The sequence below is a fragment of the Alteromonas sp. ABE4_545 genome, assembly GCF_056161325.1.
The window spans coordinates 189,883-203,941 of the sequence record NZ_JBSWYY010000008.1 but is presented as its reverse complement, the minus strand read 5'-3'; the positions used below and the strand labels follow the sequence as shown (position 1 = coordinate 203,941).

The following is a 14,059-nucleotide window of genomic DNA, read 5'->3' as shown; positions in this document are numbered from 1 at the left end:
CTCGTATTGTTGTGGGGATTTTGGGGTTAGCATGGTGAACACTCCGAATTTCACTATGCCTATTAGATCAAAGCCCCAGACTTTCGTCTAGGGCTTTTTCAACAGTCTGAGCCCAGCTCGCGCTGGGCTTTTTGTGTTTATTGGGTGGGTTTAATTTGTTCATCCCATTGGAAAAATGGTCAATTTAGGCAATAATCGCCGTCACTTTATATTCACTCATCGCGTACCTGTCATGTCTTCATCTTGGTTACCTCTCGAAATTGCTATCGCTCAAGCATTTGATTTAGCTTCTCCAGTCACCGAGAGTGAAACCGTATCCCTTGATTGTGCAGTAGGACGTGTATGCGCAAATGAAATCACCTCTCCAGTGAACGTGCCACCTTGGGACAATTCTGCAATGGATGGGTATGTATTGCCTGACTCTCACCATTCGCAAGGTGACACCCTCGCAATTGCGGGTAAAGTGTTCGCTGGCGACCCCATCCCTGATGATGTGATAAATGGTCAAAGCTTACGTATTATGACCGGGGCACCCGTGCCGAAAAATGCCTACGCGGTGACTATGCAAGAAAACACCCAAGCCGATGAGCACAGTGTGACTCTAACGAAATCAATCACACAAGGTGACAACATTCGACTAAAAGGCAGTGACATCTCACAAGGTGACGTAGTGATTGCTCAAGGTACACGCATTACCGCTGCCCATATTATGTTACTGGCCTCAATTGGTATTGCTGAGCTTCCTGTTTACCGTAAAGTCACCGTTGGCGTTTTGGCAACGGGCGATGAATTAGTAGCGCCTGGACAAACCTGTGGTGATGGCCAAATTTTTGAGTCTAATCGCAGTGGCTTAAAAGCCCTAATACAGGCACTGAATGTAGACATAGTCGATTTTGGTATCGTCAAAGACGACCTCAGCACCATTACAGATACGTTACAACAAGCCAGTGAACGCTGCGACCTCGTAGTGTCAAGTGGTGGTGTAAGTGTGGGTGAAGCAGATTTTGTAAAAGCCGCCCTCGCTAAGCTTGGGCAAGTGGATTTTTGGAAGGTTGCGATTAAGCCAGGTAAACCCTTTGCCTGTGGTCGAATTGGCAACGCCTTATTTACCGGCGTGCCCGGTAACCCCGTTTCTGCTTACGTCACCACGGAACAAATTGTGATGCCAGTATTGCGCTATTTGCAGGGGGAAACTGGGCCACAAGTACAGCAGCATCTCAGCGTACCTGCGATATTAACTCATCACATTAAGCGACGAGCCGGCAGAAAAGAATTCTTACGCGCCCAGTGGCATTTAGACCAAGAAAACCAGTTACGCGTAACACCATTAAACAAACAAAGTTCAGGCGTAATGACCTCTGTAGCCCAAGCAAACTGCTACTTGGTACTCGACGCTGATGTGAGTGAGATACACGCAGGTAACCCTGTGGTGATTCAACCTTTTCAGCGATAAAAACCGCATTTCACGCCTTGTTGGCAGTAAAAATTAAGGACACAATTTTGAAAAATGGCATGTTTTCCAAGCGTTTTGCCTTGGAAACGAAGCAGCTCATTAAACTCGCATGGCCCCTACTGATTGCCCAGCTCACTCAGATGATGATGGGTGTGAGTGATACCATTATGGCGGGCAGATACAGTGCGACTGATATGGCCGCTGTCGCACTGGGTTTTAGTATTACAGTACCACTGATGAGTTTTTTACAGGGTGTAGCCCTAGCCTTACCGCCGATAATTTCTCGCTTGCATGGCTCTGGCGAAAGCCAGCAAGTGGCCAACGACTCCCAACAAGCTGGCTATTTGTTACTCGCTGTCAGCCTAATACCTATGGCGCTAGCGCCTTTTGCAGGTAATATCGTGGCGGTTTTCCCGATGGAAGCAGAACTAGCCAGTATTACCACAGACTATGTAACCTATATTCTGTTCGCCATGCCAGGCTTTGCACTGTATCAATGGCTGAGAAACTATTGCGAAGGCTTAGGTAACACCAAACCCAGCATGGTGATCACTGTGATTGGTCTGGGCGTAAACATTATTGCCAACTACATTTTTATTTACGGTGCCTTTGGTATTCCAGAATTTGGTGGCGCGGGTTGTGGTATTGCCACTGCCTTGGTGATTTACGCCATGCTGTTCGCCACTATCGTGTACGTTAAGTTTGCCCCTCGCCTGCGTAAATACGACTTGTTTGGTCATTTCTACCAGCCCAATCTGCAACAAATGTGGGCAACCTTGACCCTCGGCTTGCCCATTGCCATGACTATTCTGTTTGAGGTGACCCTATTCGCTGTAGTCGCACTCATGCTCGCGCCTTTTGGTGCCACTATGGTTGCAGCCCATCAGGTGGCATTGAACTTCTCTGCTTTGATGTTCATGTTCCCCATGAGTTTGGGCATGTCGGTGGCGATCCGTGTGGGTTATCGCATTGGTCAGCAGCGTTATGAACAAGCCGCTATTGCGGTAAAAAGCGCCATTGTTGTGGGCTTAGTAGTAGCTGTTGGTACGGCGAGTTTTACTGTGCTTGCCAAGGCGTACATCATTGGCCTGTATACCGATGAAAAAGCGGTGTTTGATATTGCCACATACCTACTTTTCTTCGCCGCTGCATTTCAATTTTCCGACGCTATTCAGGTTATCTCTGCAAACGCCCTAAGAGGCTACAAAGACACTACGGCCATGTTCGTGATTACCTTTTGTGCTTATTGGCTAATAGGCTTACCTACAGGGCTTATTTTAGGTAGAACCGATTGGTTAACCCCCGAGCCTTTAGCCGCTGCTGGCTTTTGGATTGGTTTTATTGTCGGTTTAAGTAGCGCTGCGGTAATGCTAGGAACACGCCTTCTGGTAATTAAGCGACGCCTGAAACAACAGTATTATCGCTCAACGTTGTCTTGATTAGGCTGCTGTTGCCATAGATCACCGATGATTGGGTCTTCCTGATCGTCGGTTTCATTCTCCCAGCTATACACTTTTGGTGCGGGTTTAGGGTCGCGTTTCCAGTATAAAAATGCACTAATAACACCGCCTAATGCGCCAAAGAAATGGGCTTCGTAGCTAATGGTGGCGTCACGCGGGAATATCGACATTACCATACCGCCATACATAAAAAAGGCGATCATCATCAGTACCACTGAGCGGTTGTCTCTGCGTAGTATTGCCACCACAAACACAAAGAAAAACAAGCCATGACTCACGCCGCTAGCGCCAAGATGCACCGCATCACGGCCCCACAACCAAGTACCTAGGCCCGACATTAACCACACTATTACCAGTACCTTACCTCTGGAATTTGGGTACCCGTAATGCACCATGGTACCGAGTATAATAAGCGGCAAGGTGTTATTAAATAAGTGCTCGTATGAGCCGTGAACCAGAGGCGCTGTGACAACGCCATAGATATGCCAGATATCGCGAGGCAACACACCCAATAAGTTGAGTGGTAGGTCGTACAGTACGCCCAAAGATTGGATCAGCCATAACGCAAGTACCCCTATCACACTGGGAACAAGCGATGGAACAAACTGGTAAGCAGAAGAAGATGTTTTCATACCCATAGATATGTGGGTCGTGTAAGAAAAAGCCAAGTGAAAGCCAATTGGCTAGCGGATATTTTTCACCTGTTGCCAGTCTTCTGGGGTGTCGATATCGACGAACGCCTGCGGCAAGTTCACAGGAATAAGGCGTTCAGGCTCACACGTTGCAACGGTTTTAATTAGTCCGCCCGCGCCTTTATCTCCAGTCAATTTTAATAAATCCGCAAAGTCACTGCGCGGGAAAATTACCGGCGGCCCGTAACTCTTTCCTCGTGTTTTTTGCTTTGTACTCACGCACACACAGTCAGGATGTTGTTGCGCAGACTGAACCAGTGCAGCAATTTCATTATGCTGGATTAGCGCTTGATCACCAAGCCCGATTAACACATGGGTAGTAGCAGATGACAGTTCGCTGATTGCTAATTGAATTGAGCCACTCATGCCATTTTGCCACCGCTCATTCGCCAACACTTGCCACTGTGTATCTTTAGGCATAGTGATGTCATGGGCGCCTGATACAACCCAATATTCCTCTGCGTTTATCTGCCCATACTCACGGAGTACATGATGCAACAGTGGCTGTTTACAAATGGGGTGCTCAGCCATGAGCTTATTGCCGCCATATCGACTCGCGGCACCAGCGGCTAACACCACAATGGCCAGATTCACGCCGTTTGTTCCTCTTCGCGTTTTCCGTTAGCTGTACTTTCCAAAGACGAATTATCGTTTTTCGCTTGGTTTGCGGAGGTAGTCAGCGAACTACGGCGGCCATCTAGTGAAGGTTTAAAACTAATATCACGCTCGTCGATAACCAGGGTTTCTGCAATTTTGTCTTGAATTGCCTGACGGTTCGGGTCCCAAAACACTTGTAAGAACCCCAATAATCCAGTGGCGATACCTGCGCCATATCCACCATATCGACCAAAACTTTCCCATAAATTGGTACTAGTCCCATCTAGCTTCAACACTTTAATGCGCATAATACGTTTACCGGGCGTATGCCCTTTCCACCAAGCGGTGAACACACTGTAATACAAGGCGGCCCAACCAAACCCCAGGCCTAGATCGCTGATAATCGCGTTAATCCAACTTAAAATACCCGGTTCGGGTTTGTCGTCTACATCAAAATCCATTGCTTTTGGTAAGTAGGGAGCCTTTTCTTCGCTTGGTGCTTTAGATTCGACTGTTTGATTATCAGCTGATTGCGCCTCATCTTCTCCCTCTAGCGCCTCATCCTGTGTTGTTTCTTGCGCCGTTTCGTTTTGAGGTTGTGACGCTCTGTAGGCATCAAACGCCGTCAGTGCTGCGGCCTCTATTCCCGCTTTATCCGATTCATCAATATCGAGATCAGATAAGATCCCGTTAACTTCTTCGACCAAATCTTGGCGGGTCATACTGGTTTCACCCATGTTTTCACCGAAAGATTGCGACTTGCGTTGTAAGCAATTTAAGTCTTTCTCACATTGCCACAACACCATTGCCGAAATAGCTTGTTTAATACTGACTTCAGTGCGATCAGATTGCACTTCTGGTACTTCATTGTGGTTGTATACGTTGACTAAACCATATGTCATGGCAAAAAGGATAATCGCTGCCGATAGGCGAAGCAGTCGGGTTGTGCGATAACGCCCCGGTTTACCCGCGAGGTTACTCCCCGCTTTCCAAAACGTAATGCCAACAAACAGGCCTAATATTAATGGGCTAGACGAACTCAACAGCACCACAAAGAGTAAATCGATGCCTTGTGCAATTAAACGGCGCATTGGGGTTGCGAGCTTTTGCCCTAATAAATCTTGCGAGACTTCAAAAGCATAGGGCGTGACGATATCACGGGTTTCTTGCGCCGTCAGATCGTCGAACGCTTCGGGGTTGTTTTTATTAAGTGTAGAGGTCATTGGGCACGTCCTTGTCGGAACTCTATGCCCATGATTGTACGATGATTATTTACGATTGCCTACTCTAGATTAGACTAGAATTTACTCGCCACACCGTTTCGACTTAAACACCCTATCCCTTCATCAAGGCCTTCAACCGTTAACGGATACATGCGATCCGCCATCAGTTCTTTCATCACTTTCACTGAAGAATAATAAGGCCAGTAGTCTTTCGGTTGCGGGTTGAGCCAGATGCAATGGGAGAAATGTGACGTAATACGCTCCATCCACGTAGCCCCAGGCTCTTCATTCCAGTGTTCCACACTGCCACCTGGATAAGTAATTTCATAAGGCCCCATGGTCGCATCGCCCACAAAAATCACTTTGTAGTCGCTGCCATAGCGATGGATGATATCCCACACGTCGAGGGTTTCTCGGTCTCGACGTTGATTGTCTCGCCACACGCTCTCATACACACAATTGTGAAAGTAAAAGTACTCAAGGTATTTAAATTCACTGTGTACCGCAGAAAACAGAGTTTCAACGTTTTTAATGTATGGGTCCATCGACCCACCCACATCAAAAAACATCAGTATTTTTATTGCATTGTGTCGCTCTGGCGCCATATGGATATCTAACATACCGCCTTTTTTCGCGGTTTCGCCAATGGTGGCATTCATGTCTAATTCTTCACTGGCACCGGTGCGCGCGAACTTGCGTAGTTTTCGCAATGCCATTTTGATATTGCGCGTGCCCAGTTCTACTTGGCTGTCTAAATTCTTAAACTCGCGCTTGTCCCACACCTTGGCAGCGGAGAAACGGCGATTGCCATCTTGCCCTATTCTTACGCCTTCAGGATGATCACCATAAGCGCCAAAGGGCGACGTGCCGCCTGTACCGACCCACTTGTTTCCCCCTTGGTGACGCTTTTCCTGTTCGGCCAAACGTTCACGTAAGGTTTTCATAAGTTCTTCTAAGCCACCAAGCTTTTTAAGCTGCGCGCGCTCTTCTTCAGACAGGGTTTTCTCCACCATCTTACGCAACCATTCTTCAGGGATTTCTTTATCGAATAATTCGAGGGACGATACCCCATCAAAATATTCCGCAAACGCCCTGTCAAACTTATCGAATTGGGTTTCGTCTTTTACAAGCACTGTACGAGAGAGGTAATAAAACCCCTCCATATCGCCATACACTACGTGGCTTTCCAGTGCTTTTAATAAATCCAAAAGCTCTCGTAAACTGGTTTTCACTCGGTATTTTCTCAGAGTGAAAAAGAAATCAATCAACATTAGCGACGCGCCATAAACATGAGTTTTTCAAATAAATGAATATCTTGTTCGTTTTTCAATAACGCACCATATAGCGGCGGAATGGAGGTTTTGCCGTCTTTGCTGTGTAGCGCTTCTGGCGGAATATCTTCTGCCACCAATAACTTGATCCAGTCAATCAGCTCAGAAGTGGATGGCTTTTTCTTCAGCCCGGGCACGTCACGTAAGTTAAAAAACGCATTGAGCGCTTCATCAAGCAATTGCTTTTTCAAATTGGGGAAATGCACATCCACGATTTCGCGCATTTCATCAGGCTTGGGGAATTGAATGTAATGGAAAAAACAACGACGTAAAAATGCATCTGGCAGTTCTTTTTCATTGTTCGACGTGATGATAACAATTGGGCGCTGTTTAGCCACAATTCGCTCGCGCGTTTCGTAAACAAAAAACTCCATCTTATCTAACTCAAGGAGCAAATCGTTGGGAAACTCGATGTCGGCTTTGTCAATTTCATCAATCAGCAGTACGGGGCGCTTTTCAGATTCAAACGACTGCCACATTTTGCCCTTGATAATGTAATTATGAATGTCGTGTACACGTTCATCACCCAATTGAGAGTCGCGCAAACGAGAAACTGCGTCATATTCGTACAACCCCTGCTGAGCTTTAGTGGTCGATTTTATATGCCATGCAATGAGATCAGTATTCAAGCTTGCTGCCAGTTCTTCCGCTAGCAAGGTTTTCCCCGTTCCCGGCTCTCCCTTGATCAATAGTGGGCGTTCGAGGGTGATGGCAGCATTTACCGCCAACTGTAACTCTTTACTGGCGATGTAATTCGCCGTTCCATTAAAGGCCATAATTTCTCTCTACAGGTCTTATTTTATAAATAACCATAACATATAGCGAAAATCACTTTGCAATTTTCCACTTCGCCACAATGATATAGGGGTAAACTCGGTTTACCCAATGAGTGTTATGAATACGTAATTATCAATGGTAATGTACGTACTTGCCTAACATCTGGGTTATCTCAAAAGAAAGGAACAAAAATGCAAGTATTTGACGACAACTCGCTTTCTATCGGCAATACGCCGCTTGTTAAACTCAACCGCGTAACAGGTGGTAATGTTTACGCGAAAATCGAATCGCGTAACCCTAGCTTCAGCGTTAAGTGCCGTATTGGCGCAAACATGATTTGGGACGCAGAAAAACGTGGCGTACTCGCTCCGGGCAAAGAACTCGTTGAGCCAACTAGTGGTAACACGGGTATTGCACTTGCGTTCGTAGCAGCATCTCGCGGCTATAAATTAACCCTAACCATGCCTAGCAGCATGAGCTTAGAGCGTCGTAAGTTACTTAAAGCATTGGGCGCAAACCTTGTATTGACTGAAGCGCCAAAAGGTATGAAAGGTGCCGTTGCCGCAGCACAAGAAATTGTTGCGTCTGATCCAGACAAATACGTATTGCTGCAACAGTTCGACAACCCTGCAAACCCAGAAATCCACGAAAAGACCACAGGCCCTGAAATTTGGGAAGCAACTGATGGCAAAGTGGATGCGTTCGTCGCTGGCGTTGGTACAGGTGGTACCATTACCGGTGTTAGCCGCTACCTGAAAAACACTCAAGGTAAAGCGATTACGTCGGTTGCCGTAGAGCCAACAGATTCTCCTGTGATCACACAAGCAAAAGCGGGTGAAGAACTCACTCCTGGGCCTCACAAAATTCAAGGTATCGGCGCAGGCTTCATTCCTGGCAACTTGGACTTAGACATTGTTGACGAAGTTGAACAAGTGTCTAACGAAGACAGCATTGAAATGGCCCACCGCCTATTAAAAGAAGAAGGTATCTTAGCGGGTATTTCTTCAGGTGCAGCTGTTGTTGCCGCTAAGCGTTATGCTGAACGCCCAGAGAACAAAGACAAAATTGTGGTTGTACTACTCGCCTCTGGTACAGAGCGTTACTTGAGCAGCCCAATGTTTGCTGGCGAATTTTCTGACCAAGAAGAAGTGCAGTAATTCGCACCAATCATTAGAAAATATTGAATCAAGAGCGGGCTAAGGCCCGCTTTTTTGTACCTGTATTTTTGTATTCGCCTTAGGTTACAATGTGTTTCGTTTATTAGTAGCAACGATGCACAAAATGTATTCAACGAACATTACCAAATTTTTCTTTCTTGTGTGCTTTGTTGCACTCTTTACCACCGGCTGTAAAAAAGACGAAGAGCCAGGCCTTGGCCGCTACGGCATGTTAGACAAAGGCTCGCCAGAATATACCGCCGTGACGTTTATGCGTAGCGTGTACGAAGATGACAATATCGACGTGGCAATTAGCCTCAGCACTAGCCGCTTAGCCCGTATTCTTGAGCGTTATCACACCAACCGCAACGTACAGCGCCACCTACTCAACCTCAAATACGACAAAGTCACGGTAACACCGCAAGGCTCCACCAGTGTGGGCAGAAATGAGTATTCAGAACGCTCCACCATCTCCCTCTTCTTCTCAGGCTATTATGGCGACGACAAAATCGAAGATTTGCGCAGCGTGGAGTTAGTGCGAGAAGATGGTGATTGGAAGGTATCGAAAATTTATACTGATCCGTTTATGTAGAGCGACCAACACTCATGTTGGAAATGTTGATCGCTTAAAACGATTAAGGAGCAGGTTTTATTTGGCTGTTTTCCTTGGGGCAAACTACAGGAAAACGGTATATTGAGTTTGTACACCCGTCTCCATCTGAGTCTAACGAACATGCTTTGTAACTGACCGTTTGGGCACAATATAAATGACCATTTCTAGTGTGCATGGTCACTTCATTGGAAGATTCCATACCGTCACCAATGTATGTGCCCCAAGGGGCACGGTCCGCGATACCTTCAACTAATTTCCTTAAACATTGTTTATCTTCTGTAGAGGAGAATTTTGAATCATCTAGCGTTCCATTCTCACGAAACACCGCACTAAATCTGATCCCATCTACCTTTGATAAGCGATCTTTCAATGAGAGATCAATGTTAGTGCCGGTAACATTTCCTCTGCTCACGACACCTGTAAAACCAAGATCAAACATTAAGAAATTGTCACCTTCTCCAACAGCCACAACATAGGGCATTTGCTCGTTATCCCATTCAATGTTGAAGGATACGTCTCCCTGAGAGCCCTTTACCCTTAAACCTGACGTAGCATTATTATTTTCACCGGTATCGTTAGGATTGACTCCACGCAAACGAGAGGCTAATTCCGTTTTAATATACTTCTGAGCGCTCACTTGCGAATCAGCATCTCTCATATACGTACTCACGACAGTACAGGTACGTGGATCAGCGTTATTACTTGAGGAAGATGCAGAATAGTTTGGCACACTAATTCCTTGTGCAGATAAAAAGTCATCGACACTCAAAACTAAGATACCGTCATTTGTTGCAGTCATAACTTCGTCGTAGAAATCAAAAAAGATTTCGGCGGTCGAGAGTTCGTCAGAAGAAACGCCAACTGGGCTTACACGAACCGTTTTATGATTTGGATGAGGATAGGATGCTGAAGCCCGATATTTTCTAACTTTCTTTTTCGCAGGATCAAGTATCACAAGGTCTTTATTCTTAACATCGCAACGCGTTAGCGACTCAGTAACATTAGCGGCTCCTTCTCCTGTTTTGACCACATTACACGTTGACTGATCAAACTTGGCTTTCGCAAGGTCACGTGCTGCATTATCAGTACAGCTTTGACACACATATGTGTCTAGAACCTCTGCAGCCACCGGCACACTGCTTGAGCAAAAAATAAGTAGTGAGTAGCCAAATCGTCTTTTGAAACCCATTTAATAAACTCCTTTTCATTGGGATTACAACAACGAGCATAAGCAAAAATAATTCTCATCACAATACAACAAGAGGACAAAAACGGTAGCTAAATCTATTAAGATCATAGAGTTAAAATGTAAGCTACGAATTCCCAGTCGCCAGCGACAAATAGTGACGTAATAATATAAACGTTAACCTCATGATCTTTGGTTCCATCATAACATCGACGCTTCTTAAACAAAAAAGGCGGCATACGCCACCTTTTACTTAACCTGAGTTGATAGATTTAACTCAAAGCTTATTGCCCAACGGCAACGCCTTCACGTCGAGGATCAGCGCCGCCAATGTAGCCATCTTTGGTCACTTGAATCCCGTGCAAGCCACTATTTAAGTCTATCACTTGCACTTTATGGCCTAACGCTTCTAGTGGCTCCTGTAAGCTCTCTAGGGGCGTACCTTTTTCAAGGGCCGTGTAGTCATTGCGGTTAGTGATTTTCGGCAAGTTAATCGCCTCTTGAATATTTAACCCCATATCCAGCACGCCGATCAGGGTTTGTGCCACATAGCTGATGATGCGGCTACCGCCTGGTGAACCCACAACGACTTCCAGATCACCGTCTTTATCAAACACCATAGTGGGGCTCATGGCGCTGCGTGGGCGTTTGTGAGGTTCAACGCGGTTTGGCACTGGATGGCCACCTTCAGACGGGTTAAAAGAGAAATCAGTAAGCTGGTTATTCAGCAAGAAGCCATCGACCATTAAGCCAGATCCAAACATAAACTCAATACTGGTGGTCATCGACACAGCGTTGCCTTGCTTGTCCACAATTGAAATATGGCTGGTATTGGGCTGTTCGAGAGAATCCCCTACGGTTATTTTGGCGCTTGCATAGGGTTCACCTGCCCTAGCCCGTTTCCACGGTTTGTTTACGTCAATACTTTCGGCACGTCGAGCTAAGTAACCTTCATTAATCAACGCGGCAAAGGGCAAGTTTGTGAAGTCTGAATCACCGATGTACTTTTCGCGATCAGCGTAAGTTAACGCGCTCGCTTGAGTGTACACATTAATGAACTCGACACTGTCTGGCTTCATTTTGCTAAGCGGTTGGTCTTCCAATAATTTCAGCAATTGAAATACGTTGATCCCACCAGAACTTGGTGGTGCCATACCACAAATAGATTTGTCGTGGTAACGGCCACACACGGGCTGGCGCTTAATCACGTGGTAATTGGCAAGATCGTCGGCTGTTAGTGCCCCTGGATTAATCGGCGCGTTTTGTACGGTCTCAGCAATCTTCTGCGCTAGCTCACCTTTGTACAGATAATCACTGCCTTGGGCCGCAATTTGCGTCAGTGTTTTGGCAAGAGGTTTGTTTTTCTTGATAGTACCGGCTTTTACCGGAATACCCGCAGGAAAGAAATAGGTAGCACTGCCGCTGAACTGGCGTAGGCCCTTGTGATATTTGTCGGCGGCGGCGACCAGTTTTGCCATACGGGGCGATACTTCGAACCCGTTTTCTGCTTTATCAATTGCATCAACAAACAGACTATTCCAAGGTAAGGTACCGTGTTCTTCGTGCGCTTGTTCTAGGGCTTTAAGTGCCCCAGGTACACCCACTGATTTACCCCCAACAACGGCATCAATCCACTTCATGGGTTTGCCGTATTCCATAAACCAATACGCATTCACCTTAGCTGGGGCCATTTCGCGGCCGTCATAGGTTTCTAACACCTTGCGCTCGTTGTCCCAATACAAAATGAAAGCACCGCCGCCAATGCCTGAAGATTGCGGTTCGACGAGCGTAAGCATGGCTTGAATAGCAATGGCCGCATCGATAGCGCTACCGCCTTTTTCGATCACGTTTTTACCCGCCCACGAGGCATAAGGGTTAGCGGCTACCACCATATAGTCTTTCGTTTTGTACGCTTTTTTCTCTTGATAGCCCGTGGCCGCCTCCGGCTCCCCGGCTTCGCGCGGCTTGGCCGCCTGAGACATAACAGGAAGAGAAACAAACAGTGTGCAAAGCCCTGCTATCACACAAGATTTAAGTGAAACTTTCGAGTGCAAGGTGTGTATTTCCTTTTATTTGAATTTTTCTGGATTAAGAGGTCGTTTGTGCAGAAATGCATCAAAGGCCTCTTTCGCGGCTTCTGTGCCCAGTGCTTCTAGGAAAATATCCATTTCCATGTTCATTTGATCATGGATTGCCTTGTTCTCATTGCTCATCAATGCCTTGGTTTGCAATAAGGCGAAGGCAGGCTTTTCAACCAGCTTTTTCGCAACTTCTTCAACGGTTGCGTCTAATTGTGCTTCTGGCACCACTTTATTTACGAGTTGGAAGTTTAACGCGTCTTGGGCCGAGAAGGTTTCTCCTAACATTAACAGCTCAGATGCCTTTCGTCGCCCAATTAATCTCGGTAATAAGTAACTAGACGCATACTCAGGCACCAAACCTAAATTAATGAAAGGCAATGCAAATTTAGTGTTATCAGCACAATACACAAAATCACACTGCAATAACAAGGTTGTACCTATGCCAATGGCTAGCCCAGAAACTTGTGCTATCACGGGTAATTTGCAATCGGCCAACGCGCGCATGAAGTTTACCGTTTCGACTACGTGTTCGTTTTCTCCTCGACTAGCGAAGTCTGAAATGTCATTGCCTGCGGTAAAAACACCGCCATTGCCCTTGATCACAATGACTTTGCACGTTTTATCTTGTTGTGCGGCTTCTATTGCATCGGCCATGGCCTGATACATAGTACGAGTCAGGGCATTTTTTTTATCAGCACGGTCGATGCAAATCGTGAGCATGCCAGGCTGTTGCTGTAGGGTGATATTGCTCATACAAATTCCTCTTTTTATCTCAAGGACTAAGGCCTTGATGTCGGTTTTTCGTTATCATACCGAGCTAAATACAAGATCAACAATAAGAATCAATGATAATTACACTGCCGTACAAACCTCAGCACAGTGCTGGCCCATTACTCGTGTTAGTTATAGCCATTGTGGCGTATTTTTTTGAGCCTGCTGCCAGCGAGTGGCTGGCCTATGACCGAAACCTATTAGAAGGTTTTGAAACGTGGCGACTTATTACCGGCAATATCGTTCATACCAATGGTATGCACTTAGTACTCAATGCATCAGGTTTGGCATTACTGTGGGCACTGCACGGTGACCACTATCGATTTTGGTTATTCATACGGTTATTTGTTTGGTGCGCCTTTGGCACCAGCATCGGTATTTACTTTTTCTCACCAAATCTCGTTTGGTATGCCGGCTTATCTGGGGCTTTGCACGGTATCTTTATTTGGGGTGCCTGTATGGATATCAATAAAGGTTTAAAATCGGGTTGGTTATTACTGATTGGCGTAGTGGCCAAAGTGGCTTACGAACAGCTTTATGGCAGTAGTCAGGCTGTATCAGACCTGATTAATGCAAATGTCGCGGTAGACGCCCATCTATACGGTGCGCTCTGCGGTATAATTATGTTTTTGGGGATGTGGCTGGGAAGTTTGAAGAAACGCTAATCCTCACATACTCCAATGGTTAGCGAACACAAAAAAGCCCTGAATATTCAGGG

Annotated in this window: 13 protein-coding genes; 5 read left to right on the top strand and 8 right to left on the bottom strand. The window is 46.2% G+C overall.

Annotated elements, in window-relative coordinates; genetic code table 11:
* Window positions 1-232 precede the first annotated feature (232 nt).
* Together moeA and ACXAH6_RS10330 are read left to right on the top strand one after the other, a co-directional pair.
* Entirely contained in the window at window positions 233-1,453 is a 1,221-nt protein-coding gene (gene moeA, locus ACXAH6_RS10335; RefSeq protein WP_474876584.1) for a molybdopterin molybdotransferase MoeA, read from the top strand.
* Window positions 1,454-1,512: 59 nt separating this feature from the next.
* Window positions 1,513-2,892 (top strand): MATE family efflux transporter, encoded by a 1,380-nt coding sequence (locus ACXAH6_RS10330; RefSeq protein WP_474876592.1) that lies wholly within the window; start codon window positions 1,513-1,515, stop codon window positions 2,890-2,892.
* Here ACXAH6_RS10330 and ACXAH6_RS10325 read toward each other — a convergent pair.
* The 5 genes from ACXAH6_RS10325 to ACXAH6_RS10305 form a co-directional block, all read right to left on the bottom strand.
* Entirely contained in the window at window positions 2,871-3,545 is a 675-nt protein-coding gene (locus ACXAH6_RS10325) for a rhomboid family intramembrane serine protease (RefSeq protein WP_474876583.1), read from the bottom strand. The genes ACXAH6_RS10330 and ACXAH6_RS10325 overlap by 22 nt on opposite strands.
* Before the next feature lie 51 nt (window positions 3,546-3,596).
* Entirely contained in the window at window positions 3,597-4,199 is a 603-nt protein-coding gene (locus ACXAH6_RS10320) for a nucleotidyltransferase family protein (RefSeq protein ID WP_474876582.1), read from the bottom strand.
* On the bottom strand, window positions 4,196-5,425 hold the full coding sequence (locus tag ACXAH6_RS10315; RefSeq protein WP_474876581.1) for an RDD family protein: 1,230 nt from the start codon (window positions 5,423-5,425) through the stop codon (window positions 4,196-4,198). The genes ACXAH6_RS10320 and ACXAH6_RS10315 overlap by 4 nt, the downstream gene beginning before the upstream one ends.
* A gap of 74 nt (window positions 5,426-5,499) precedes the next feature.
* Window positions 5,500-6,696 carry a vWA domain-containing protein gene (locus tag ACXAH6_RS10310; RefSeq protein WP_474876580.1) on the bottom strand — a complete coding sequence of 399 codons (1,197 nt, stop codon included), beginning with the start codon at window positions 6,694-6,696 and terminating at the stop codon, window positions 5,500-5,502.
* The gene (locus tag ACXAH6_RS10305; protein ID WP_474876579.1) at window positions 6,696-7,532 is read right to left on the bottom strand and encodes an AAA family ATPase; all 837 of its coding nucleotides are present in this window, start codon (window positions 7,530-7,532) and stop codon (window positions 6,696-6,698) included. Before ACXAH6_RS10305 ends, ACXAH6_RS10310 begins: the two co-directional genes overlap by 1 nt.
* A gap of 192 nt (window positions 7,533-7,724) precedes the next feature.
* Between ACXAH6_RS10305 and cysK the strand changes: the two genes are divergently transcribed.
* Both cysK and ACXAH6_RS10295 read left to right on the top strand, forming a co-directional pair.
* Complete coding sequence (gene cysK, locus ACXAH6_RS10300; protein ID WP_474876578.1) at window positions 7,725-8,690, top strand: cysteine synthase A; 966 nt, start codon at window positions 7,725-7,727, stop codon at window positions 8,688-8,690.
* 91 nt (window positions 8,691-8,781) lie between these two features.
* Window positions 8,782-9,282: a hypothetical protein gene (locus tag ACXAH6_RS10295; RefSeq protein ID WP_474876577.1), complete on the top strand. Its 501-nt coding sequence runs from the start codon at window positions 8,782-8,784 to the stop codon at window positions 9,280-9,282.
* Between the two features lie 43 nt (window positions 9,283-9,325).
* Here the strand turns inward: ACXAH6_RS10295 and ACXAH6_RS10290 are convergent, their stop codons facing one another.
* The 3 genes from ACXAH6_RS10290 to ACXAH6_RS10280 form a co-directional block, all read right to left on the bottom strand.
* Window positions 9,326-10,492, bottom strand: a complete 1,167-nt coding sequence (locus tag ACXAH6_RS10290) for a hypothetical protein (protein WP_474876576.1) — start codon at window positions 10,490-10,492, stop codon at window positions 9,326-9,328.
* A gap of 281 nt (window positions 10,493-10,773) precedes the next feature.
* The gene (ggt, locus tag ACXAH6_RS10285; RefSeq protein WP_474876591.1) at window positions 10,774-12,471 is read right to left on the bottom strand and encodes a gamma-glutamyltransferase; all 1,698 of its coding nucleotides are present in this window, start codon (window positions 12,469-12,471) and stop codon (window positions 10,774-10,776) included.
* 87 nt (window positions 12,472-12,558) lie between these two features.
* Entirely contained in the window at window positions 12,559-13,323 is a 765-nt protein-coding gene (locus ACXAH6_RS10280) for an enoyl-CoA hydratase (RefSeq protein WP_474876575.1), read from the bottom strand.
* 92 nt (window positions 13,324-13,415) lie between these two features.
* On the opposite strand from ACXAH6_RS10280, the gene rrtA reads away from it, so the two are divergent.
* Window positions 13,416-14,006: a rhombosortase gene (gene rrtA, locus ACXAH6_RS10275; RefSeq protein ID WP_474876574.1), complete on the top strand. Its 591-nt coding sequence runs from the start codon at window positions 13,416-13,418 to the stop codon at window positions 14,004-14,006.
* Window positions 14,007-14,059 lie beyond the last annotated feature (53 nt).